Here is a 26,003-nt window from a genome sequence, read left to right as displayed (position 1 = left end):
ACAAATTGAATAAACACATTACTGATTAATCAATCAATAGTGTCTCGTTAATAGGTGAACCATAACCTGACTAGCTATAGACAAGTTAAATAGCAAGTAACGTATCGATTAGTGACAATATTCTCAACACATAGAGTCGCTGTTATTATTTATGTCATTTTGTGAAATATATCTGCATATGATTAATATTTTTGATTTTTTACTCTAGTGTACTTAAATTACAGGTATTACTATAATAATTTGATCTTGCTTCCAAAGTTGGCAGATGAATATCCTTGTTTGTGATGACTCAATCGTCGCTAGAAAGTCCATTATTCGCTCGATAGAGCCTAAGCCACATATCAAAATATATGAGGCGGATGATGGTGTTCAAGCGATTAGCTTATTGAAAAGCATAAAAATCGATGCACTATTTCTTGATCTTACTATGCCGATAATGGATGGATTTGAAGTGCTCAATACCCTGCCAGTCAATAGCCATCCGACCACAATCGTGGTTTATTCAGCGGATGTACAACAGCAGGCAAGAACACGTTGTCTTGACCAAGGTGCCCACTATTTCATTTCTAAACCGTTTGAACAAGCTGAACTACTCCCAATCTATAATCAGTTATCCATTCCATATGCCAGCGATGAACAGAATAAGCATTCTAAATTCACACCTCAGCAAAAGTTAAACGAGACAGTCAATATTGCACTGGGCAAAGGGGCTGCGATTATGGCTAATCATCTTAATCATTTTATTGAGCTGCCCATCCCCCATGTTGGCTATCTCACCTATGCCGAGGTGACCATGGCAATGGCAGATGTCCTCAACCAACCCCATGCAACGGCCGTGACTCAAAGGTTTGTTGGTGGTGGCATCCATGGAGAGGCGCTGGTCTGTCTGCGCGGTGAAGATGTTTTGAACATCGGCATCAAGCTCGGCTATCATTCACCGCTTACCGATGAGAACGAGGTATTTCAGAATCTTGCCAACCTATTTGTCTCGTCATTTTTGCTCTCTTTCGGCGAATTAATCGATCGACCATTCTCACTTCGTCAACCTGCACTGCTGTCTCGTTCAGCGAGTCACTTCAATCAGCTCAAGCCCAATCAACCACTGTTTGCAATCGAGTACACCTGCTTTTCTGAGGATATGGACTTTGAGTGTGAGGTTCTGTTTATGGTTGATCAGCCGTCGGTGGCGATCATTTTCGATATCATGGAGAACGTCTAATGTCGGCTATCTCGATTGAAATGAAAGAGTTTCATTGGATGATGCAGATCCTCGACAATATGGACGCGGGCCTTGTGGTACTCGACCGAGAAAATCGCGTCGTGATCTGGAATAGCTTTATGCAGTCCTACAGTGGTGTCCCTCCTCAATCAATTCTGGGGAAAGACCTGTTCGAATACTTCCAGCAACTGCCTAAAGCCTGGCTTGAGGCGAAAATCACCAATGCAACATTGCTTGAAACCCGCTGTTTTTCAAGCTGGGAGAACCGCTCTTACTTATTTAAATTTAAGAATTTCTCTCCTGCCTCGCACGGCAGTCAGTTTATGTATCAGGATGTTGTGCTGACACCACTCAAGTCGCTGTCTGGTGAGGTCAGTCATATCGCGATTCAGATCAATGACGTCTCTGAAACCGCACACAATAAAATCTATCTGGACGAGACTAATCAGCAACTCGAAGAGCTCAATCGAAGAGATGGTTTAACCAATCTATTTAATCGTGTTTATTGGGAACAGGCCCTTGCGAAACACTTTGAGCGCATGGCCTGTACTGATCAACCCTGCACCCTAGTGATGCTCGATATTGACCGCTTCAAATCGATCAACGATAACCATGGGCACCACATCGGTGATGAGGTGATACGCAACCTGGCTACAACCTTAGCCAAAACAGTCCGCAGCAAAGATATCTGTGGACGCTACGGCGGGGAAGAGTTTACCGTTTTATTGCCTGATACCGACAGCAGTCAGGCGATGTTTTTTGCTGAGCGAATAAGAAAGAAAGCGGCACAGAGCGTCGTCATGCACGATGGCCAACCAGTCACCTTTACCATCAGTCTTGGCATATGTACTTTTCATCCACGCTTCAATAGCCATGTCGACTGGCTTAACTGCGCTGACGAAGCCCTCTATCGAGCCAAACGCCTAGGGCGAAATCAGACCCAAAGCTGCATAGACTGTGTTTCGTAACCTAGCTGACCAGCCCTCGCTCAAACGCATACTTAGCCAGCTCAGCCGTCGAGTGGAGATCCAGTTTGTGCTTGATATTTTGTCGATGAGTCTCAACCGTTCGATAGCTTATCCCAAGTAACATCGCTACTTTTTTGCTGCTGTGCCCCTCAGCAACCAGCTTGAGCACGGCTTCTTCTCTGCGAGTTAAAGGGTTCACCTTTTGCGCGGCAGGCATCACCTCCTGGGTAAACAAGGTTTGCGTCACGGACTCACAAAAGTATGTCGAGCCTTGATTAACCGTTTTTATTGCTTGCACCATTTTATTGGCGCAGATCTCCTTGAGCATATAGCCCACTGCACCTGCCTGCATCACCTTCATAATGTACTCACGATTATCATGCATAGTGAGCATTAACACCCTGATTTGTGGATACTGATCGCAGATAAGTCGAGTCGCATCAATGCCATTCATGATAGGCATACTGACATCCATCAGCACGACGTCAGGACGCAGCTGCCCCACAAGTTCGACCCCCTCTAGACCATTACTCGCACTGCCAATCACATCGATCTCAGGCTCATGTTCTAGCCGCGCAACAAACCCGTCAAGGACCACTTGATGATCATCAACAATCACGACTCGAATCTTGTCACTCATCTCACCTCCCCTATGCCGATCAAAACCGTAACCTCAGTCCCTAGGCCCACCTCGCTGTGGAGTTCAAACTCGCCACCGATAAACTCGACACGCTCTCGCATATTGCGCAAACCAATCCCCCCTTGGCTAAGCCCTGTGCTGGTGTTAAAACCAACCCCATCATCGCGGACCATTAATTGTAGACGAGGACCAATTTCTGACAGCATTACCGTCACACAACTTGCACCTGAATGTTTCTCAACATTATTCAGTGACTCCTGAACCACACGATACAAGGTGGTCACTATTTCCGAGCTTAATCGTGCTGCTTTGGTATCCAGTGACACCTGCACTTCAATACCAGAATGAGATCGAAAGTCCTCAAGCAAGGTACTCAGTGCGGCCTCAAGGCCAATGTCATCCAAGGCACTAGGCCTAAGTTGATGCGAGATATGCCGAACTTCGCTAATCGCCATCAACAACGAATGCTGAGCTTTGGACAGATGATCAAAGTGACTCGTTTGGTTGATACTGTCTTTGAATAATTCTAGGTGGCATTTGCTTGAAACCAAGAGTTGATTAATCCCATCATGCAGCTCTCGGGCTAAATGTTTCTTTTCATCCTCTTGAAACATTACGGTTTTAAACGCCAACTCTTTGAGATTGCGATCCGCAAGACGATGCTCATGCAGATTGATCGCCAATGTCAAAACGATGATCACCGCTACCGTAACAATCAAAATCACCATCACCGAAAAGAAGGTCGTCTCTATATTGCGATTAATCGCCGCATGCATTGTCTCGACTTCCTGACTGACATCTTCAATATATAGCCCAGTACCCACCATCCAATCCCACTTATCCAGCCAAGCGGCATAGCTCAGTTTAGGGACAGTCTCTCCAGTCGAGGGTTTTTGCCACAAATACTGATGAAAACCACCACCCGATTGCGCTTGAAACAACAAGGCTTCAATCAGAGAGTCACCGTTTGGGTCGGTTAAGCTAAGCAGGTTTTGCCCGACCAACTCTGGCATCACGGGGTGAACAAGATTGACTCCGTTTTGGTCGTAAGCAAAAAAGTAACCATCTGCCCCGTAGCGCAGCCCTGTCAAGATCGCTTTAACCTCGGCTTTGGCCTCATGCTCGTCTTGATTCGGGTCGTTATAGACGTGAGCAATCGCATCAAAGGCTAAATCGACGCTGTCTTTGAGCGCGTTTTCACGTGATTTGATTAAGCTGTCGCGAAAAATCTCAACCTCTTTTTGCCCAAGGCGTTTGGTCTGATGAATTGATATCCAACCGACACTTAAAGTTACCAGTACCAAAGGGATCAAGGTTAACAAGATAAGCTTGGCTTTTAATGGCATAGACCTCCTCCAAACTAAATTGCCCAGCAAACCATACCTAAATCAAACTCAGTGACACTGCGCTTTGAGCTTACTTAGGTATCGGCTGTTTAAATTTAGCAATCAGCACTAAATCATGAGGTTATGTAGGTCATATTTTGATATATCCATCAAGTAGGTTTAGCCCATGCCATACAGCTCAGGGAAAACTAGCAGCGAGACGAGTACAACGATTTGAATCAAAATAAATGGCACCACACCACGATAGATATCACCAGTGGTGACGCCTTTAGGCGTGACACCTTTTAGGTAGAACAAGCTAAAGCCAAACGGTGGCGTCAGAAATGAGGTTTGTAGATTCATTGCAATAAGAATGGCGAACCAAGTCATGTTAAGCCCCATCAGCTCAGCAACTGGTGCAATGATTGGCACGATAATAAAGCAAATCTCAACAAAATCGATAAAGAAGCCCAGCAACAAGATCACTAGCATGGTGATGATCAAAAAGCCCCACTTTTCACCCGGGATCTGCAGCATCCACTCCTCAACCAAATAGTCACCGCCCGTGTAGGTAAACGCCATTGAGAAAGCAGTCGCACCAAGCAAAATCGCAAATACCATGGCGGTGACTTTGACGGTTTCCTTGGCCGACTCATAGACCATAGCCCAGCTAAACTGGCGATAGATCAAGGCAAGCACGATAGCACCTGCACCGCCTAACGCAGCAGACTCGGTCGGTGTCGCGATGCCAGCAAATATCGAACCTAATACCAATACAATCAACACTAATGGCGGGATAACAGCCTTAAGCGCATTAATGACCTCTTGCTTGCGACTGATCGATGGGTCACGCTCTAACGCTCGAGCAGAGTCCGGATAAAGCTTGGCATAGATCAGTATGTAGATGACGTATGCCGCGACCAGAGCCAACCCTGGCCACACTGCCGCCTTAAACAAATCCCCTACCGGTACCCCCAACACGTCGCCAAGTAAAATCAAAACGATGGAAGGTGGGATAATCTGCCCTAACGTGCCCGAGGCGCAAATGGTGCCGCACGCGAGCCCCTTGTCATAATGGTATTTGAGCATCACCGGCAACGAGATCAGCCCCATCGCGACAACCGATGCCCCTACCACCCCGGTTGATGCTGCAAGCAAGGCTCCGACTATGACCGTCGAGACTGCAATGCCTCCACGTACACCGCCAAATAGGCGCCCCATTGACTCCAATAACTGCTCAGCAAGGCGTGTTTTTTGTAGCACTAACCCCATAAACACAAACAAGGGCACTGCCATCAACACGGTGTTTTCCATGATGGACTGAATGCGGTAGGGCATAAACGCAAACATATCCATGCCCTCGGCCCAAACGCCAAAGATCAGTGCGATGCCACCAAAGGTAAATGCCACTGGAAAGCCGAGTAGCAGCGCAAATAGGGCAACGAAAAACATCACGATTCCAATCATTTTCCTGCCCTCTTATTGCTTGCCAAAATTGCTATGGTGGTGGGTGAGATGCGGGTGAACAATGCGATTGATAGAGTGCAATATCAAACCAATCCCACTAATAAACATGCAGATAAATGACACTGGTATCATGGCCTTGATAATCCAGCGATAAGGCAGGCCTCCCGGGTCTCCAGAGGTCTCTCCCAGTGCGTAGCTCTCCTTTGCAAAGTCAATTCCATACCAGGCGACCAGCAGGCAAAATGGGAACAGAAACACTAAAGTACCGATGATATCTACCACGGCTTGTACACGATGTGACAGACGCTCATAAATGATATCCACACGCACATGCCCACTTGCTTTTATCGCGTAAGGGACACCGAGTAAGAACACCGCAGAGAACAAATGCCACTCCAATTCCTGAAAGGCAATCGAGACATCATTAAACACATACCGCATCACCACATCGTAAGTAACATTGGCCAGCAAAATCAGAAATAGCACGCTGGCAAGCCAGCCTAGCAGGTCGCCAAAGCGATTAAACAGGCGCTCTAGATAGATCAAACTTCTCATATTCCATTCCACAGAGAGGATTTCGCGTGGGTGCGAAGGAGGATTCATGGGTGAGGAAAGCGCCTCACCCGTGCAGTTAATGCCGAATTATTCAGCAGCCGCCGCCTCTGCTTGCGCATTAAGGTAGGCGCGGTGAGAGAGATCAGACCAAGGGCGCACCTGCTCTAGATAGGCCGCCTGAGAGTCTTGGATCTGTTTGGCCATTGCGTCTTTCTCTGCATACTGCTTAAGCAAACGATCATTAGCTTCGCGCAGCGCAGCCATCACCTCAGGTGGGAAGTTCTTCACCTGAACGTTCGGGTATTCGGTGGTGATTGAGGCCCAGTTCTTGCCGCTTTCATGCTTAGATTGGGTGTACATGTCGTAGGCCGCCGTCTTCATTGCCACTTGAAGGATCGCTTTGAGATCATCTGGCAGGCTATCCCATTTACGTTTGTTGACTAAGAACTGAAGCTCGGTTGCTGGCTCATGCCAACCTGTATAGTAATAGGGCGCGATTTTATGAAAGCCCATGCGTAAATCAAGCGATGGACCAACCCACTCCAGTGCATCAATAGTGCGGCGCTCAAGCGAGGTGTACAGTTCACCCGGGGCGATATTGGTCGGCTTAGCGCCCAGCTCAGCCAGTACTTCACCGGCAAACCCTGGGATACGCATCTTGAGACCTTGTAGGTCTTCTACGCTATTGATCTCTTTTTGAAACCAGCCACCCATTTGCACATCAGTATTGCCGCCAGGGAAAGACAGTAGGTTATGCGGCTCATACACTTGCTCCATCAGCTCCATTCCACCGCCATAGTAAAACCAGGCGTACTGCTCGACGGGCAACATACCAAACGGCATAGTCGTGAAGTACAAGGTATTAGGCACCTTACCCTTCCAGTAGTAAGACGCTGAATGCCCCATATCGTATTGACCGGATTTCACCATATCAAATACGCCAAACGGCGCCTTGTGCTTGTTGGAGGAGTCGATACGGATCTGAAGTCGACCACCAGACATCTCTTCCGCCATCTTAGCCATGTTTTTTGTGGTGTCACCGAAGATAGGGAAGTTGGGTCCCCAGGTCTCCGCCAGTTTGAGTCGGTAAACCTTATCGTCGGCCACTGCTGAGGCCGCGGCTAGGCTGCATATCGCTGCAACCACAACCCCAGTGACAGCTCGTTTTACACTTTGGTGAATAAAGCTCATGTTCTCGTCCTTTATGTTCATCGAATCGACCCTCGCCAATGAAAGCTTCTTTGCTTTATAAAGATGTGACACAAACGGCCAGTACGAAATAGGCGTGAACACGCAGCGATGGAGAAACTAGGGCAACGCACAGACCCAAGTACTACGTAGTAACACGTAAGAAAAACCAGAGATGCTGCTTAACTATCTAATTATTTTGGGGGATTGGTTGGGGAATAAACAAGACTAGAAAGGAAAAACACGTAGTCATTCTTCGGCATAACCTGTAACAAGTACGCAAAATTTGCTCGGTCTTAACGCCAGGCAATAAAAAAGGAGAGCCGAGGCTCTCCTTCTCTTAAACCTGATAACTACTTCTAATTAAAGAGCAGCTTTCGCTTTTTCAACTAGAACTGCGAATGCAGCTTTGTCGAATACCGCGATGTCAGCAAGGATCTTACGATCGATCTCGATAGATGCTTTCTTAAGACCGTTGATGAAACGGCTGTAAGATAGACCATTTTGACGAGATGCAGCGTTGATACGTGCAATCCACAGTTGACGGAATTGACGTTTCTTGTTGCGACGGTCACGGTAAGCGTATTGACCAGCTTTAGTAACTGCTTGGAAAGCTACGCGGTAAACACGTGAACGTGCACCGTAGTAACCTTTAGCTTGTTTTAGAACTTTCTTATGACGTGCACGAGCTTGTACACCACGTTTTACGCGAGGCATTATGTCTCTCCTAAACTAAACGATTGATAAACTAAAAAGAATTAAGCGTATGGCATCATACGAACAACTGCAGCCACTTCACATTTAGGAAGGATTGCGTTTGGACGTAGTTGACGCTTGTTCTTAGTAGTACGCTTGGTCAGGATGTGACGTTTTGTAGCGTGCTTGTACTTAATACCACCAGCAGTTTTCTTGAAACGCTTAGCAGCACCTTTGTTGGTTTTCATCTTAGGCATGATGAATAACTCCGCATTGTTGAGTTGTTTAAACAATAGTAATTAGGGCGAACAAAACCCTGCCGTTCGCCATTCTTTGAAAAGGAAAGCGGCAAGGTTTAATTACTTGATAAGCCGTTAATTACTTCTTTTTCGGGGCCAATACCATGATCATCTGGCGACCTTCAATTCTCGTTGGGAAAGATTCCACAACAGCAAAATCTACTGTGTCTTCTTTCAAACGATTAAGAACGTCAACACCGATGTCTTGGTGAGCCATTTCGCGGCCACGGAAGCGAATTGTTACCTTCACTTTGTTGCCGTCTTCAAGGAAACGCGTCAGGTTGCGTAGTTTTACCTGATAGTCTCCGATATCAGTTCCAGGACGGAATTTTACTTCCTTAATCTGAATCTGCTTTTGCTTCTTCTTCTGCTCTTTAGCAGCTTTGCTCTTCTCGAAGAGGAATTTGCCATAGTCCATCACACGACAAACTGGTGGCTCGGCGTTAGGGCTGATCTCTACAAGATCCATACCAGCTTCATCAGCTGCTGCAAGTGCCTCTTGGATCGATACGATACCAACAGCTTCACCGTCAGCGCCTGTTAAACGAACTTCACGAACGCCACGAATTTCACCGTTCAAACGGTGCTGGTTTTGTTTGGCCGGTTGTTGGCCACGTCTTCCGCCTTTAATAGTTTATTCCTCCAGATTGAGCTTACGGGTAGAAACTTCGGCTTGGATGTATTCAATAAAGTCATCCACTTTAAATTTGCCAAGGTCTTTACCTTTACGGGTACGTACTGCGATTTCTCCGGCTTCCATCTCTTGGTCGCCACAAACCAGCATGTACGGAACACGCTTCAAAGTGTGTTCGCGGATTTTAAAGCCAATCTTCTCATTTCTCAAGTCCGCTTTGGCTCTAATTCCAACTTTTTGCAATTTTTGTGCTACTTCATGCACATAGTCCGACTGCTTGTCAGTGATATTCATGATCACTGCTTGCTCTGGCGACAACCATGTTGGGAAGAAGCCGTAGTATTCTTCAATTAGAATACCGATGAAGCGCTCAAGCGAGCCAAGGATAGCACGGTGAATCATTACCGGTACTTGGCGCTCATTGTTTTCATCTACATAGGTGGCACCTAGGCGACCCGGTAGGTTGAAGTCTAGCTGAACTGTACCACATTGCCATGCGCGATCGAGACAGTCGTATAGCGTGAACTCAATCTTAGGACCGTAGAACGCGCCCTCGCCTTCTTGGATCTCGTAAGGGATATCCATAGACTCTAGCGATTGCTTGAGTGCTTCTTCTGATTGATCCCAGATCTCATCAGAGCCTACACGCTTCTCAGGACGAGTCGACAGCTTCACCACGACGTTTTTAAAGCCAAACGTGTTGTACGTGTCGTAAACCATCTTGATACAGCCAGTCACTTCCTCTTGGATTTGACTCTCAGTACAGAAGATGTGCGCGTCATCTTGAGTAAAGCCGCGTACACGCATGATGCCGTGCAGTGCACCCGATGGCTCGTTACGGTGACATGAACCGAACTCGGCCATACGCAGCGGTAGGTCGCGGTACGATTTCAGACCTTGATTGAAGATCTGTACGTGACCTGGACAGTTCATTGGCTTGATCGCATATTCACGGTTCTCAGAAGAGGTAGTGAACATCGCCTCAGCGTACTTGTCCCAGTGACCCGAGCGCTCCCAAAGCACGCGATCCATCATCAGTGGACCTTTTACTTCTTGGTAGCCGTATTCCGTTAGCTTCTCACGCACGAACACTTCGAGATCGCGGAAGATAGACCAACCATTGTGGTGCCAGAACACCATACCCGGTGCTTCTTGCTGCATGTGGAACAGGTCAAGCTGCTTACCGATCTTACGGTGGTCACGCTTAGCCGCTTCTTCTAGGCGAACCAGGTGCGCTTTAAGCGCTTTCTTATCGTGGAAAGCCGTACCGTAGATACGCTGCAGCATCTTGTTGTCGCTGTTACCGCGCCAGTATGCACCTGCCACATTCAGTAGCGTGAAGTGTTGGCAGAAGCCCATGTGTGGTACGTGTGGACCACGACACATATCGATGTATTCTTCATGATGGTAAAGACCTGGGCGATCGTCACGAGCGACGTTTTCGTCCAGGATTTCCATCTTGTAAGTTTCGCCGCGTGCTTCAAAAGTATCACGCGCTTCCTGCCAGCTTACGTTCTTTTTAACCACTTGGTACTTGGTTTTCGCAAGCTCTTTCATGCGCTTTTCGATCTTTTCTAGATCTTCTTGCGTTAGAGAGTGCTCCAAGTCGATGTCGTAGTAAAAACCGCTGTCAATCGTAGGACCGATCGCCATTTTCGCTTCAGGGAACAGCTGCTTGATCGCGTGACCAAGTAGGTGAGCGCAAGAGTGACGAACGATCTCTAGACCGTCTACTTCATCTTTTACTGTGATGATTTCTAGGCTTGCATCTTGTTCAATCAGATCGCAAGCATCAACGCGGTTACCATCAACACGGCCAGCGATGGTGGCTTTTGCCAGACCAGGACCGATAGATTGAGCCACTTCTAGAGTAGAAACCGGATTATCGAATTGACGTTGACTACCGTCAGGAAGAGTAATAATTGGCATGAAATTTCCTTTACAGTGGTGTTGCATACCAAGCAACACGTGCAATTGTCATTTTGCTTATTAAGCAGTGAGTTACGCGATTTCGCCACAACGGCTTTTCGCTCTTGGTACAAGACTTGGTACAAACACAAATGCACATCAAATTTTGTACAAACCCGCATTCTAATGGAATGGGGTGAAATCACAACTGTTTTGGAAATGAGTGACTTGATATGCCAGATAAGCAAACATCACTTAGGAGCCTATCTAATACAGCATAGAGAACGGAAGGCAAGTTTATAACCTTGCTCGCTGGATAGTGTTCTGTCGACTAAAAAGTTAGGGCTCTGCCTGATAAAAGAGCCCCAGAATTGCCTAGAGTTCTTGAGTCATTACTTCTTCGTCACCGCTGCAACCACTGAAATCTCCACCAACAATTCCTCTCGTGCCATCGAAGCCTCAACACAAGCACGGGCAGGAGCGTGACCTTCTGGGACCCAGCTATCCCACACCGCATTCATCGCAGCAAAGTCATCCATTGTTTTGACGTAAATCGTCGCTGATAGCATTGATTCACGGTCTGAGCCGTATTTGGTCAGTAGCTCATCAACCTTCTCAAGCATCGTTGCAGTCTGCTCTGTGATGTCTTTGGTTGAGTCTTTGGTTGAGTCTTTGGCCACTTGTCCGCACAGGTAAATCGTATCGTTATGAATTACCGCACGGCTCATGCGTTGTTTAGTTTCTTTTCTTTCGATCATTGTCTTTCTTCCAAATTAAATATGCCTAAAAACACAGGGCTAATCACGTTCACGCTTGAGCGGTTTGACGACAGAGTCTAGCCCCTCAATCTTAAGCGCTAAACACAGTTGCATCAGCTCGCCTAGCTCGCCTTGAGGGAACTGCTCCTTGCGTGCAAACCACAAAAGGTACTCTTCAGGTAGGTCAATCAGCACTCTCCCTGCGTATTTACCAAATGGCATACGCATTGAAGCAAGCTTGATCAGGTTCTGTTTATCTAACATCTGGATGCCACTATTAAGATAAAACAAAAGAGACGACCTAAAGGTCGCCTCTCGCTCATTAGCTTAAAGCTCTATCAATGCTTTAAAACAGTGAAGCAAACAGCTTTTTTACCCAATCTAGCAGGCGCTTGAAAATGCTGCCTTGCTCGATAGGCTGTTGTGCCACTAAGTCTGCTGTAGCAATGACTTCATTTTCAAGCTGATACATAACCTGACCGATAACAGCACCTTGAGCGATTGGCGCAGAAAGTTCTGGCTGCATCTCTACTACAGCGCTTAGCTTGGCAATATCGCTCTTAGGTAGAGTCAGGTATAAAGGCTCAGCTAGACCCACATCGACATTATCCTTGTCACCCATCCATACACGTGGCTGAGCGATAGCTTCGCCGACTTTGTTGGGCTCGATGGTGTCAAAGAAGCGGAAGCCGTAGCTCAGCAGCTGTTTACTCTCGGATTCACGGGCTTTCGGGCTAGTTGAGCCCATCACCACAGCAATTAGACGCATGTCACCTTGAGTCGCAGAGCTCGCAAGACTGTAACCTGCACCTGAGGTAAAGCCAGTTTTCATCCCATCAACGTTGATGCTGCGATCGCGCAGTAGACCATTACGGTTGTATTGCGTGATACCGTTATATTGGAAGCTACGCTCGCTGTAGAGCGAGTAGATATCCGGCAGATCACGGATGATCGCCTGGCCTAACTTAGCGATATCATAAGGTGTTGAGTAGAGGTTTTCACTATCTAAGCCATGCGGGTTACTAAACGAGGTATTTTCTAACCCTAGTTGAGCAGCCCAAGAGTTCATCAGCATAACAAACGCATCGGCTGAACCTGCAACATGCTCGGCAATCGCGACACTCGCATCATTTCCTGATTGCACAATCAGACCACGATAGAGATCCATCATGTTAACGCGCGTGTTCACCTCGATAAACATCTTCGATGAGTCGGGAAACTTCTTCGCCCATGCATTTTCACTGATCAATACGCTGTCTTCTGCACTGATGTTGCCCGCTTTCATTTCCTGACCTGCGACATACGCAGTCATCAGCTTGGTCAAGCTGGCTGGGTTTAGTGGCGTATGCGCATTTTTCTCAACCAGAACCTCACCTGATTTGAAATCCATTAGCACATAACCTTTTGCACCCAATGCAGGAGGGTTAGGCACCACGGTCGGGGCTGCGTATGCCAAAGAGGCAAAGCACAGGCCGATCGCTGAGGCAATCTTAAACAGTTTCACTACGAATTAGCTCCATTTCACTATATACACTGCTGCGGTTATTCGATTATGCTTGAGCACAATTTAGGGTTGTCGTATTTGGAACGACACTCCCATCTAAAGTTCATCTTTAGATTGTAAAGATTCGTGACAGCAATACTCGCAGCAGGCTTGGGATTCTAAACTGGCTATAGCCTACCTTGCTAAACCCCTAATGACAATTGCCATCAAGCTTAAGGTTGGCTCTTTACACGTTTTTGACGAAGTTGAACAAATATCACACAGCTTGGCTCAGCGATTTATCTCTCAAAATTGGCGGTAAGATCAGACAATTGAACTATGAATGTTACCAATAAGCCGCGTCCAACTTGTAACATTGGTCAAGTTTTTTAAACAAAATTTAAACTAATTCGCCAATGTCACAGTTTCTTAATTGACTTGCCTCCCCGTTACCTTAGACTGGTTCACAGCTAGAAGGCGGTTCATTTGTATACAACAGCGCTTCGTTGGATTACCCAGTACTCCCGTCGTGTCGTACGCAATAGCAATCAACTTTTCCACGCTATCCGCGCCGAATTCGGCTTTTAAACGATCAAACTAGGAAAATAAAAAATGTCTAACACTGTTACTGGCACTGTCAAGTGGTTCAACGAAACAAAAGGCTTTGGTTTCATTCAACAAGAGAACGGCCCTGACGTTTTCGCTCACTTCAGCGCTATCAAAGGTGACGGCTTCCGTACCCTAACTGAAGGCCAAAAAGTTGAGTTCACTGTAACTCAAGGTCAAAAAGGCCCTCAAGCGGAAAACATCGTAGCTATCTAAATTCAGCTTAGCTCGTACGAAATTCTAAATAGCCAACATTACGATGTTGGCTATTTTTATATTAGCGCGAGACAAAATGGAGCTGTGTATGAAACTGGAAGGTTCAACCATCAAAGCGGTGGTGTTCGACTTGGACAACACCTTGGTATCTTCAAGCCTAAACTTTGCCTCAATCCGTGAGGATATTGGCTGCCCCAGTGATCACGACCTACTCGACTTTGCCGAACGGCTTGGCTGTGAACAGCAAAAAGCCTCAGTGCACCAAACCATCATCTCCCACGAACTTGCCGATGCCAAGCATGCACAATTGATGCAAGGCAGTGTTGATCTGCTTGAGCACCTTCATCTGAGTAATATCGTCACAGGTATCGTCACCCGCAATTGCATTCAAGCGGCAAAAATGAAGTTAAAAAAGCTCAAGCTCGAGGTTAACGAGCTAATCTGTCGTGAACACTATCCGCCCAAGCCAGCACCCGATTCGCTGTTGGCACTCTCTGATCTCTGGTCTGTCGCGCCACACGAAATGCTCTATGTCGGCGATTACCTCTACGATATCCAAGCCGCAATCAATGCCAACATGCACTCGTGCCTAGTGACCCATCATTCGACGCCAGATTATGGGCATTTAGCCACAATTTGTGTGCCCCATTTAACTGATTTACACCGTTTATTTGCATCTCAATAGCTGACCGCTTACTCTGGTAGCCGGACTTAAGCTTTGGCCTCGGTCTGATTAAAATCCCAGCGGTGATTGAATCTATACCCAGGTAAACTCAAGATGCAGTTTCAGCGAGAGTTGCTTGGTTTGCAGCCCAGTTAAACACTAATGTGGCGTGCGTTTGCCCTATACCAACATCACAACAACTTACTCCAATTAGGTTGCGAGCAGTCAGATGAGTGAAGATAAGTTTACCCACATCTATCGATTACCAACATCGATTCAAATCCGAATCGGTAAATGGCAACAGACTTTCAGAGGCACGTCTGATCTCGTGCTTCATAAGGCCATAGAAGTGCGCAATAAAAAGTACAAAGAGCACGGCTTTTTTGCCCCGCGTTGGCACGTACAACTGTTTGACAGCAACGATATCTCGATCACCGAGCATGGCCGCTACATCCAGACCTCAATGCGCAGCATGATCGACCGCAAGATCATGTACAAACGCCTGTACTTTGCAACCCACCCTGACGGCGACGCCTACAAAAAGCTCGAGCAGTTCAAACGCGAGTGGATCCACAAGCACAACCGCGTGGCCAAAAAGTACAACCAAATCAAAAAGAAAAACTTCTTAAACTTCGCCCGCGAGGAAGCCGAAACCATGTACCCCTCAATCCCACCGAGCGAGTTCGACGTGGCACTATGGAACAAGCTGGTTATCTCAGAGTTTGGTCCACAGAAACGCTACGACAATCCATTTTATGTGAAGAAAAATCGCGTATAAATTAGAGGCGGGATCGCTGGCGCTGCGAGAAGCGAGAGGCGAGGGGGTGGAGCCCCCCACCTTCGCACTTCGATTTTTGGCTGCCAATACTGCTTTTTGAACTTCAGAGATAAATCAGCGATCACCGTAAGATCCGAGATTCGAGAAGGCAAAAGCACCCACCCCCTCGCCTCTCGACTCCCGCTTCTCGCTTCTATCTTTTAAATCCCGTGCTGAATAATGTTACTTGCCAGTAGCGTATTCACAATCTCATCCGAGTTATTGAGATCGACACCAGTAAAGTCCACCTGACTAGCAGCGTTCTCGACCACGATGGTTTGCTGAACGTCATCGTCGGTGGTGATGTCTAGCTCGATGTTGCCGTCAACCACTCGGGCGGCAATGTGGTCGAGGGCTTGGGAAAGTAAATCATCGTCTTGCAAGTCGCTGATGACATCGCGCAGGTCAATCACATCGCCCTGGCTGGTATCAAAATCAGCAATAGTATCAACCGAGCCTTGTGATACTGAGGTCTCAGTCCAGCGGAAGGTGTCGGCGCCTTCACCACCGATAAGAACATCATCACCAAACCCACCAGTGAGAATATCGTTACCTAATCCGCCCTCAATCACATCATCTCCCTCGCCACCGACTAACGTGGCCGGGGTTGTTTCGCCGCGGCCAATGACCCAGACATCATCGCTCTGTTCAGACTGATTAAAATTGCCCGGTCCGACCGAAATCGAAATCGTTTCAGGCTCAGATTTCGCGACACTACCATCAGACTCTTCAGATACCGCAACCACTTCCAGCGAGTAGACACCATCAGAACTTGGCCCTGCAGGGAACTCAACGCTAATGCCCTCTAAGTTCTCAAACTCACCCGGGTCGGCTGAGGTCAATGTCCACACGCCACCGTTCTCGCTCGCCGAGACATTGGCATTACTGCTGATCAAGCTGGCTGCATCAGGCACGCCTGTGATCTCTAACGACAAGACCTCACGACTATCCACTAGCATCGCAACCAATCCAGCAAGCGCAATACCCTGTGAGGCCGCCGAACGACTGGCGTAGACCTGACGCGTATGGTTCATGCTTGAGTCGATAGTTAACGTTGGCACATCGTTAACCTGATTAACCGTAATAGTCAGGGTGTCGGACGCTTCGAGTGCCATACCCGATGGGTCATAATAGATGCCCTGATCGTTAGCAGTGATCGAAAGCTCAACCGTAGTTACATCGACCTCACTGGCATCGATAAACACCCCCTCACCGTCAGCGGTAGAACCAAGTACCGCATTGATAGCCTCTGGAGCACCCGTAATCACGATATTGCCATTGAGCTGCTCTGCAACCATCACATCTGGGTCACTCGACAAGACTGAGAGCGTGCCTGATGAGACACTTAAGGTCACGGTCATGCTGTCGTCTGCATAATCACCTTGATAATCGACATCCGCAACAGAAAGCCCGGTGATCCTCTGCTCGGTAGAGTCATTAATCACCACCGTACTGGTTGGCTTGCTGATCACTGGCGCATCATTAATCGCATCTAATGAGAGTGTGAGTGTGGCAACTTCACTGAGTGACTGAGTATCAGGGTTGGTCGGGTCGATGAGCCCGTGGTTACCCATATCATCAACTTGCAGCGTGATGTCCACACTGCCGTAAAAGTCATCCACTGGGTCATAGACAATCTTGCCATCGCTGATAAAGCCGTTGAGATCCGCGACACTGCCGCGCAGTAAAAGTTGTTGGCTGCCATCGCCTGAGACAACCATCACACCAGAAGACATCGGATCGTTTTGACCAACCACTAGGTTACCATGAGGGACCGTTATGGTAAGGTCATAGTCCGCCTCAGGGTCATCCAAAGTGCTGTCAATATCCGCTAGGCTAAAGCCGCTAAGCGGCACGTCAACGTCCTCTTGTGCCGCATCCGATTGGGTGACCGTGATTTCAGGTCGATCATTAATCGCAGTCACTACCACATTGACGGTTTCAGTGACAGACAGTCCCACCTCAGCGTCACTACCTGCCGAGACGGTACCATCAAGACCAACATCGAGTGCTTCCATCGTGATGCTTAACTGCCCGTCCCAATTATCACTGTTGGCATCGCCGGCGAGGAAGGTCATGTTATCCAGCGTTAAGGTGCCCTGAGGAACATCAAACACGAGACTTTGCGTTCCTGTGAAGTCCTCTTGGGTAAGGGTTTCACTGCCAATCGTAATACTGGCACTGTACGGCACATTGTTCACCGTGACTCGGATCTGCTCTGGACCATTCTCCTCATAATCAGGCAGACTATCGCCCAACGTCTCAAGTGTATCGACCAGCGAGATATTGAGCTCAATATCAACACTCCCACCCTCGTCAATCATAAAGGTTTCCGTCGACACATCAGTATCGATCATATCCGCAACAGGATTAACCTTGAGCACGAAGCTAGTATCAAGCTGCTCGGGCATCTCGGTCAGTTGCTCTTCAACAAAGGCTGTCACGCCCATTGTGACCTCACCACTGAACTGCTCGGCAGGCTTGATCTCGATAGCATCAAGGTTCGGCGTGGGATCGTCTGGGTTGGCCTTAAGGCGAATGCTCCACTCGCCCTCAGACAGGTTTTTCACTTCATAGTCACTTGAGGTTGAGCGCACGAGGAAGTCTTCTGGCACTCCGGTAAGCTTGATTGAGATAAAGCGCTCTGAGCCATCGGTATCACCAAGTGAAAGCTGCAGTCCCTGACCGCCTTGACCAAAGGAGATCCACTCATCTTCACTGCCCTCAACCAAGATATTGCCATCATCGTCACTGAGTGAGCTGGTCAACACCAAATCATCAACCACCGGCATGACATCAAAGGTTACGGACACATCGCTAAAGTCGCGCTCGACAACCAAGGTTTGTCCATCAATGCTCGCTTGTGAATCGGCATCTACCTCAGCCTGGAATTGCGCTGCGGGATCTTGTGTATCAAAGGTCACGCGGTCTTCAATCTTACCGGATATGTTAATCACCACATCATTAAAGGTCGCGATAATATCCTCATCGGTTTCTCCCTCTATCGAACCTGGGAAATCAGGAGCGGGCTCGAATAAGACGCTAGCAAGCGCTGCCTCGATATCAACCTCACTACTATCAAAGGTCAGAGTTTGCGAGGAGCTCTTGACGTTGGCGCTGTCAAACTGAACAAAACTGCCCATTGCACTATCGACCGTCAGAGTCACTTGAGTCAGCGATTCCTGACCACGTGACAAGCTGGTATCTGTGTCAGCTAGCTCAAAGCTCAAGTCGAGCTCAATCAGGCCATCTTCGTAGGCGATACCATCAGTAATTGGTGTGCTCGAGTTCAAATCCGTGGGTTGCTTTTGACCATCTAAGCCTAGAGTCTGTGTCACGCTGACATCGAAGACTGGGCTAGTGTCGCTGTCTTGTGCTTGTCCCGTTGCGCTGACATCGACCTGCGGATAAACGGCTAGTGGTAACTCGAGATTCACCACATTTTCATCACCCGTTTGGCTATCAGTGGTTACGACTGAGAATGGGATAACCACATCACCGGCAAAATCCTCTGGTGGGATCAGCCCAAGTCCAGCCACACTGACAATGTTGCCGCTGCTATCTACCGAGGTTTGCAGCATGTACACCCCATCAACAAAGTCATCCACAAAGCCTTGTACTTGGAATCCTGGCGGCAACTGATCGCTATTGATCACTAGGGTCAGGTCATCCGCCACCCCATCAAAGGTCGAGACGCTTAACAGGCCATTATCTGCCGAGAACAGTGCATCACTGAGATCGATTCGACTATCCTCCATTCCCTCTACGACAACATCCGCGTCAGCCACAATCGCGGCAGCGGTGGTGCTCCCACCACTAATTGACGTAGGGAATTCAAGACGCAGTGGCACCGGATCGATTTCTTGGCTTGCGCTGTCGCTTTCCCCATCCTCGCCACTATCCGTGACTATGGTGTAAATTTGAATATCCCATGAGGTATGGTCTGCGGTGAGTGCATTGTCCGTTGCCGCGCCAGTATCAGCCAAACCATTGGGCGCTTTAATCGAGAAATTATTGATATCGGTGATGGTCCAAGTACCATTGCCGTTATTGATTGCCCCTTGCGAGTCACTGTATAAGTAGAACTGATCGAGGAAATCTGAAGCATCATCCAACCACTGCTGTTGTTCGGGCGTTCTATCGCTTGGCAAGGTGTCAACCGCAAGCTCATAGTCTGCTTTGCTGATACCCAAGTAAAGCTCAGGTTGCAGGTCAACGATGATTTCAGAGACTAACTCATCGGAGTCGAGATCCGTGTCATTAAAGGCAACAACATAAGCGCCTGCCTCACCGCCTGCCGAGGTATTTGCAGAGAAGTCCAACTCGCCATCAGCACTGCTGATCACACTGGTTACGGTTGCCGATGGGCTACCGTTGGCATCAGTGGTGACAAAGGCGTCCTCGTCTTCCACGACAGCGGTTACCGTAACGTCAAGCGTACCTGTAACCACCTTATCCGCGACACCTTCACCAGTATTATTGCTGTCTGTGTATTCACTGTCATACTCTTTGATGGTTGCTGACGTTGTGAGCTGATAATCTGCGGTCACATCTTCAGGGAGCTGGATCTGGATATAATCACTCGCCTGAACCGCAGTCGAGAACTCCTCTTCCGTCTGCCCTGAAGGGCTCAAGGTCAACGAGCCTGCGACCACATCGCCCGAAACATCACTACCACCGACGGACACGGTCGCACCATTTGGGATGCCGGACACCGTTACACCAGCCACCACTTCATGCTCATCAATGCCAGGTGGTGCCCAATTAATATTAGTTAGAGAGTCCTCAAAACCATTTAGGTCTCGTGAGTAATCCGCCTCATCAACCACAGGGGCAACATGAACACGCAGCTCTCGGTCAAAGGCACGCGAATGACCATCTGTCGTTTCAGTAACCACCACAGTGGCAGTGAGTGAGAAGTTGGTGGTCGATGAATCAATAGGAATAATCTTAATCCCTGAGTCAAATTTCTCTTCCGCGATATCGGCTTGGTAAATCGGCTGGCCATTGTCATCAAAACCAACAAAGAGTAGCGAGAATGGCACGCCGTCTTTATCGGTCACCTCTACGCCTTCTGGGATATCCGACAGGACAATGGTCACGTCCTCTGAGCCATCGGTATCGGTAGAAATTGCAGAGAAATTGAGCAACGCGGCACCATTTTCATCAATAGTGGTTTCAAGACCGTTATTAGAATCGCCATCAATATATGACCACTCGGTCTCACCTGGTTGATTATTCAGCACGATATCTGGTGTGTCTGCCACACCCTTGATATCAACAAATACCGTCTTCTCGCCAATCTCACGTTCAGACACCTCAAGGGCACTATTTTCATCGCTGAGATCCGCTGTATCACGCACAATGCCTCTGACTTTAAAGGTGAAATCGACATTGCTGTGCTCCAGTGGCCTCACCTCGATCTGCTCAAGATAGTTAATCGCATCATCACTGGTCGAGCTCACTGAAATCTCCCACACTCCAGGGGCTGTCTCTGAAATGGGGCTATCGCCGCTACCAAGCCACACAAACTCAACCGATGACTCTGACAGCTCGCTAATCTCGATAATTAACTGCTCAGACTCATCCATATACTCATCATCGGTAAGGATATCGGCGGTATCACGCAAGTTAACCACGGAGCTGAGTAGCAAGATATCCTCATTTGAGTAATCAAAATCGGTCTCGCCATCCTCAAACACCTTGGCTCGATTGACCTGAATGCGGCTGGCATCTGCTTGCGGCGCCACATCAATCGTGATGTTAAAGTCATCTGACTGCTTGGTTTTCTTGTCGGTGAACTCGTTTTCATCTTCAGTGGCAATCGCGACCACCTTGAGCATAATTTGACCTGAGAAGTGGTCGATTGGATTAACCTGAACCTCATCGATACGATCAGCATCAATCACGTAGTAAATGCGATTATTACCATCATCGGTTGCAGTGATTGAGGTGCCGTCGGCATAGACAAGCTGCGCTTTATCCGCGCCTTGGGTAAACTCCAACTCATACTTGATAGTCTCGGGGTTACTGGTGTCTAAAGTCGATGCCAACACGTCAAGCTCGACATTATCACCATCCTCATAGGCCAAGTATTTGTCCACGCTATCCACGGTGAAGGTCGGTTTATCCGCCACACTCTGGATATTGATGTTCAAGTCGCCATTGACTCGGTGATCATGCGCGCCATTATTTAATACCTGTACTTGAATACGGATATCGATACCCGCCTCATCGGTTGAGAAATGCTGATCAGGCACGAAGTATAAATTCTCAACCGTGGCAACTGTACCATCTAGGGACTGAACTACCTGATCACTACTGAGAGTGGCACGGCTATTGTTTGTCTGTAGCGCAACGTACTCAGTGCCGTCGTGGTAATAGAAGGTGCCATTGTGATTGCCGATATTGAGCAGGCGAACCTCACCAATCTGCTCATTACGGTCGATATCATTAAGCTCGACTGACAACTCGACTTTTATCGGTGCTAGACCGTCGTCCGGGATACCCGATAAGTTGTCTAGATCAGTAGCCAGATCAATGCCAGTGATAGAGCCATCTCGCCCGGCCTCCTCCACACCAGAAATCTGAGCTGGCTCCACAACCGCATTACGATCACGTATCGTGATATTCAACAGCTCACTAGTCGTATCCTCATCAGCATCCACTGCAGTAACATTCACCGAGAAGTTCAAATTCGGGCTATCTGCATGGTCTAAGGTATTCTCTGGCTCAAATCGCGCTCGGCCGTCTGGGCGAATATCTAGCACGCCTAAATCACGCGACGAACCGCCAATTATCTCAACTACCGTCACCGTGATTAAGCTACCCTCAAGATCGACACCATCAACTAGGCTACCATCCGATAGACGGAATTGAATATCTCGCCCAGTCTCATCAACGGCATCAATACGGGTCACCACGCCGTTATCTGCCCCTGTTTCGTTGTCTCGCCCACGCTCTGCTGGGTTGTCAAACATCCACTTGGCACCGCGTCCATCCCCCTCATTGCGCGAGAGATTTTGCTCATAAAGCATTTGCACATCATCGACAACCGTGACTTGAATTTGCGCTGCAGTGGGGTCAGTCTCACCATTGATGGTTGAGCGATCACCGTCACTATCAACGGCATAGACAGGCAGTTCAAAGGTTAAGGTAAGGTCATCATCACCCGTGTGGTCGAGCTCCTCCAGTAAGGTAATCGTGTATTGACCTGTACTTGGTGAATCGATGGCAACATTAAAGACATCCACTTCATCACCATCAACCTCAACAAAGCCCCGATAGGTTCTCACACCTGCAATGTTCGATAGCAGTGCTAGCTCGACTACTTCGCCCATCGACTTTAAGCTACCGTCTTGGTTAAACTCCAGCGGCTCAAGCTCATAGTGACTGATATCATCACTGCCGACATCGGTGGCGATTGTACCGACTTGGCTCAACAGGCTCGAATCCGGGTCGGTGCCATCAAGCAGGTTCGCCTCAGCAAAAGAAAGGTTACCCGCACCTTCAGTATATGTGTCGGTGATAACCGGAAGTTGCCCATCGCTGATGTCTATATTCACGATGGAGTCGCTAAAGTCCTCATCAGCATCGACAACCCTCGCAGTAAGACTGAACTCAATTGGGTCGTCATTAGAATGATCAAGGTCGCGGTCGGGCTCAAAATAGAACTCACCGGTAGTTTTTACATATGCGGTGCCGAGATCATCAATAGCAAATACTTGATAGTCAGTATCATTTGGGTCTAGGGTCCATGTCTGACTATCGACCGTGATACTGCTTACTGCTGAGCCGTCAGCACCACCATTAGTAATAAAGTTGTGCTGCAACGTCTGGGTATCACCAACCGTTACCGGCTCGACAACATCAAGGTCGGTGGTATCACTGACAATAAGCTCATCATCGGCGATGGTCACCGATAAATCGACCGGTTCAGAACTATCCCCATCACTATCCACGGCAACCACTGGGATATTCAGCACAAGGCTATCGTCGGTGTCAGGGTCGGCTCCCTGCGGGTGATGAATCGCTTCTTTGAGCGTGAACGCATAACTGCCATCCACACCAAGGCGCAATTCAAACACCTCGGTTTGAGAGGTTTGTGTTATGCCTTGATAAACATAGTGGGTAGTATTGCCGTCGGAATCGGTCACTGTGCTCGGCTGAGCAACGACCACTGCTTCACCTTGCGAAGTGATGCCCAAGTCTGTGTTGAGATTTGCAACCTCATAGTGGGTAAGGTTATCACTACCTTGAGTCGCCGAGATTGAGCCTTGATCGACGACTAGGCTGACGTTTGGATTCGTCCCGTCACTCAGACCACCTTCCGAGACGTTTACTGCGCTCACTGAATCGATAACCGGCAACTGGCCATCTTCGATTTGGATTACGGCTTGTGGATTCAGTGTATCTCCATCGCCATCCAAAATCGTTGCTGTCAGTGTAGCCACAAGGGGATCGTTTTCGCTATGGTCAAGATTACGATTCGGTTCGAAGATCATCTCACCAGAGGTCTGAATATAAACCGTACCCAAGTCAACGATAATCTCGTTTTGATCGTCTCGCTCAACCACCTCAAATGTTTGATAGCCAGCTAAGCTAGGGTTAAGAGTAAAGGTTTGACTAATGGCTTGATCAGCATAATTAAACTCAATATTAAACCCGGTCAGTGATGCGCCGTCGGCTCCCTCATGGACGAGGAAGTCATGCGCTTGCTGCTCACCCACTGGTGTCAAACCATCTGGGTTTGTGGTGTCAGTATCACCTTCAGTGACTGGCTCGGTAACCGGCAGCACCGCTCCCGCTACCACTGGCTCATCATCCAAGATAGTGACCTCGATATTGGTATTGGCATTCAATGCCGACGGATCACCATCTTGATCGATCGCAAACACTGGTATATCAAGTACTATCTGATCATCTTCATCTGTACCCTCAACATTATCCAGCTCCTCATAAAGCTCAAAGCGATAGCGACCATCTTCACTAACCGATAATTCAAACACATCAACAACACTGTTATCATCTAAAGTGACGCTCGCGGTATACACATGAGAAGCTAGACCAGATTGTGAGTCGACGATTATCGTAGCAGCACCGAGTACCACCGGTTTACCCAGTGCGGCTATAGACGTATCGGAGTTAAATTGATTAACGGCAACCTCGTAGTGATCAATATCATCACTACCGACTTGGATATTAATGTCACCAGTACCGCTCACCACAGCACCACTTGGATCTGAGCCATCAGCCAGATTCGCCTCATCTAGCGTTATCTGGCTCTCACTCGTGATCTGTGGGAGCTGTCCATCAATAATCTCAATCTTGGCTTTTGACATAAAGTCATCGCCATCATTATCGATGATCGTTGCGGTCACCGAAGCTTCGATGGGCGACTGAGTACTATGGTCAAGATTCCGATTTGGCTCAAAGTACATCTCACCTGAGGTCTTGATGTACACAGTGCCACTCTCTACTGCAAAAGACTGATAGCCTGACTGGCTTTGATCAAGCGCGTGTAGGGTACTTCCTCCGTCCCCTTGATAAACAAAGCTAGTCACCGAGGCACCATCTGCACCTTCTTTGATTAAGAGGTCATGCGTCATGGTTGCGTTGTCGCCCGTTGTGACAGGCTCAGTGACCATCAGAGTCACTTCATTGGCCACTTGCGGAATATCATCAGAGATGGTCACGGAGAACTGGGCGTTCGCATTCGACTCAGAGCGGTTGCCATCACTATCAATCGCAACGACAGGCACAGTAAATGACAGCGCCGCATCCTGCGCAGTGTCCGCCTCATGCTCAATTGGCTCAAGCAAATCAAAACGGTAGTTCCCTTGTTGATCGAAGCTGACCTGAAGGATGTCAACAACTGTGCCATCGTTGAGTGTTACCGAACCAGTATGAGTGTGAATGACCTCATTGGTATCTGAGTCGGTTGTCGTCTCAACAGGCCCCATCACAACTGGTCTATCGAAGGCAAAAATAGGAGTGGTGACATTAAAGGCAGTAACATCTACCTCAAAGTGGTCAATATCATCACTGCCAACCGATGCGATGATCACACCTGTATCACTGACTGGTGTATTACCTGGGCTTGTACCCTGGGCTAAATTCGCTTCATCCAGGCTGACGGAAGTGACACTGCTAATCACTGGCAACTGGCCATCAATGATTTCAATATTCGCAACTGGTGTGAAGGTATCACCATCGCCATCAACAATGGTGGCGGTAATCGAGGTATTGAGTGTCTGGTTGGTGCTGTGATCTAGGTTTCTGTCTGGTTCAAAGTACATCTCGCCAGAGGTCTTGATATAAACCGTGCCATCTTCGACAGCAAAGTCTTGGTATTCTGGGTCTGCTTGGTCGAGGATAAATGGATCGCTCGTTACGTCACCTTGATAGACAAAGCTCACCACTGAAGCGCCATCAGCACCTTCCGTCGACAAGAAGTCATGCACATCTGTCGCGTTATCACCCGATATGACCGGCTCAGTCACCTCTAGCGCAGCGATTGTACTTGCTACTGTGGCTTCATCGTCCACAACAGTAATCGCA

Annotated in this window: 18 protein-coding genes (1 of these 18 only partly in view); 5 read left to right on the top strand and 13 right to left on the bottom strand. The window is 48.1% G+C overall.

Annotated elements, in window-relative coordinates:
* Positions 1-265: 265 nt before the first annotated feature.
* Entirely contained in the window at positions 266-1,219 is a 954-nt protein-coding gene (locus tag ACZ5R2_RS17065) for a response regulator (RefSeq protein ID WP_464903382.1), read from the top strand.
* Positions 1,219-2,187: a GGDEF domain-containing protein gene (locus tag ACZ5R2_RS17060; RefSeq protein ID WP_464903383.1), complete on the top strand. Its 969-nt coding sequence runs from the start codon at positions 1,219-1,221 to the stop codon at positions 2,185-2,187. The genes ACZ5R2_RS17065 and ACZ5R2_RS17060 overlap by 1 nt, the downstream gene beginning before the upstream one ends.
* Before the next feature lies 1 nt (position 2,188).
* Here ACZ5R2_RS17060 and ACZ5R2_RS17055 read toward each other — a convergent pair whose 3' ends face one another.
* From ACZ5R2_RS17055 to ACZ5R2_RS17000, 12 genes are all read right to left on the bottom strand, one after another.
* The gene (locus ACZ5R2_RS17055) at positions 2,189-2,827 is read right to left on the bottom strand and encodes a response regulator (protein ID WP_464903384.1); all 639 of its coding nucleotides are present in this window, start codon (positions 2,825-2,827) and stop codon (positions 2,189-2,191) included.
* Entirely contained in the window at positions 2,824-4,173 is a 1,350-nt protein-coding gene (locus ACZ5R2_RS17050) for a cache domain-containing protein (protein WP_464903385.1), read from the bottom strand. The genes ACZ5R2_RS17055 and ACZ5R2_RS17050 overlap by 4 nt, the downstream gene beginning before the upstream one ends.
* A gap of 159 nt (positions 4,174-4,332) precedes the next feature.
* Positions 4,333-5,619 (bottom strand): TRAP transporter large permease, encoded by a 1,287-nt coding sequence (locus ACZ5R2_RS17045; RefSeq protein WP_464903386.1) that lies wholly within the window; start codon positions 5,617-5,619, stop codon positions 4,333-4,335.
* Between the two features lie 12 nt (positions 5,620-5,631).
* Positions 5,632-6,174: a TRAP transporter small permease subunit gene (locus ACZ5R2_RS17040; RefSeq protein ID WP_464903387.1), complete on the bottom strand. Its 543-nt coding sequence runs from the start codon at positions 6,172-6,174 to the stop codon at positions 5,632-5,634.
* Positions 6,175-6,261: 87 nt separating this feature from the next.
* Positions 6,262-7,365 carry a TRAP transporter substrate-binding protein gene (locus ACZ5R2_RS17035; RefSeq protein WP_464903388.1) on the bottom strand — a complete coding sequence of 368 codons (1,104 nt, stop codon included), beginning with the start codon at positions 7,363-7,365 and terminating at the stop codon, positions 6,262-6,264.
* Positions 7,366-7,725: 360 nt separating this feature from the next.
* Positions 7,726-8,079, bottom strand: a complete 354-nt coding sequence (gene rplT / locus ACZ5R2_RS17030; RefSeq protein WP_004401084.1) for a 50S ribosomal protein L20 — start codon at positions 8,077-8,079, stop codon at positions 7,726-7,728.
* Between the two features lie 41 nt (positions 8,080-8,120).
* Positions 8,121-8,315: a 50S ribosomal protein L35 gene (gene rpmI / locus ACZ5R2_RS17025; RefSeq protein ID WP_004401085.1), complete on the bottom strand. Its 195-nt coding sequence runs from the start codon at positions 8,313-8,315 to the stop codon at positions 8,121-8,123.
* A gap of 121 nt (positions 8,316-8,436) precedes the next feature.
* Positions 8,437-8,988, bottom strand: coding sequence for a translation initiation factor IF-3 (infC, locus tag ACZ5R2_RS17020; RefSeq protein WP_438461054.1), 552 nt, complete (start codon positions 8,986-8,988; stop codon positions 8,437-8,439).
* 3 nt (positions 8,989-8,991) lie between these two features.
* Positions 8,992-10,920: a threonine--tRNA ligase gene (gene thrS / locus ACZ5R2_RS17015; RefSeq protein ID WP_464903390.1), complete on the bottom strand. Its 1,929-nt coding sequence runs from the start codon at positions 10,918-10,920 to the stop codon at positions 8,992-8,994.
* 371 nt (positions 10,921-11,291) lie between these two features.
* On the bottom strand, positions 11,292-11,657 hold the full coding sequence (locus ACZ5R2_RS17010; protein ID WP_464903391.1) for a RidA family protein: 366 nt from the start codon (positions 11,655-11,657) through the stop codon (positions 11,292-11,294).
* Between the two features lie 39 nt (positions 11,658-11,696).
* The gene (locus tag ACZ5R2_RS17005; protein ID WP_464903392.1) at positions 11,697-11,921 is read right to left on the bottom strand and encodes a DUF3820 family protein; all 225 of its coding nucleotides are present in this window, start codon (positions 11,919-11,921) and stop codon (positions 11,697-11,699) included.
* Positions 11,922-12,003: 82 nt separating this feature from the next.
* Positions 12,004-13,161: a serine hydrolase gene (locus ACZ5R2_RS17000; RefSeq protein ID WP_464903393.1), complete on the bottom strand. Its 1,158-nt coding sequence runs from the start codon at positions 13,159-13,161 to the stop codon at positions 12,004-12,006.
* Between the two features lie 591 nt (positions 13,162-13,752).
* On the opposite strand from ACZ5R2_RS17000, the gene cspE reads away from it, so the two are divergent.
* The 3 genes from cspE to ACZ5R2_RS16985 all read left to right on the top strand — a co-directional run bounded on the left by cspE (position 13,753) and on the right by ACZ5R2_RS16985 (position 15,404).
* Positions 13,753-13,962, top strand: a complete 210-nt coding sequence (gene cspE / locus ACZ5R2_RS16995) for a transcription antiterminator/RNA stability regulator CspE (RefSeq protein WP_438461001.1) — start codon at positions 13,753-13,755, stop codon at positions 13,960-13,962.
* 88 nt (positions 13,963-14,050) lie between these two features.
* Positions 14,051-14,647 carry an HAD family hydrolase gene (locus ACZ5R2_RS16990; protein ID WP_464903394.1) on the top strand — a complete coding sequence of 199 codons (597 nt, stop codon included), beginning with the start codon at positions 14,051-14,053 and terminating at the stop codon, positions 14,645-14,647.
* 208 nt (positions 14,648-14,855) lie between these two features.
* Complete coding sequence (locus ACZ5R2_RS16985; RefSeq protein WP_464903395.1) at positions 14,856-15,404, top strand: MSHA operon transcriptional regulator; 549 nt, start codon at positions 14,856-14,858, stop codon at positions 15,402-15,404.
* Positions 15,405-15,604: 200 nt separating this feature from the next.
* On the opposite strand, the gene ACZ5R2_RS16980 is transcribed toward ACZ5R2_RS16985, so the two are convergent.
* A protein-coding gene (locus ACZ5R2_RS16980; protein ID WP_464903396.1) for a retention module-containing protein crosses the window boundary here: on the bottom strand, positions 15,605-26,003 show its 3' end. The gene runs 18,149 nt beyond the window's last position; the window shows 10,399 of its 28,548 coding nt (coding positions 18,150-28,548); the start codon falls outside the window, past its right edge; it ends in the stop codon at positions 15,605-15,607.

Source organism: Vibrio sabulosilitoris, from assembly GCF_055391395.1.
Note: the sequence above shows the minus strand (reverse complement) of the source record. Positions and strands in the feature narration are given on the sequence as shown.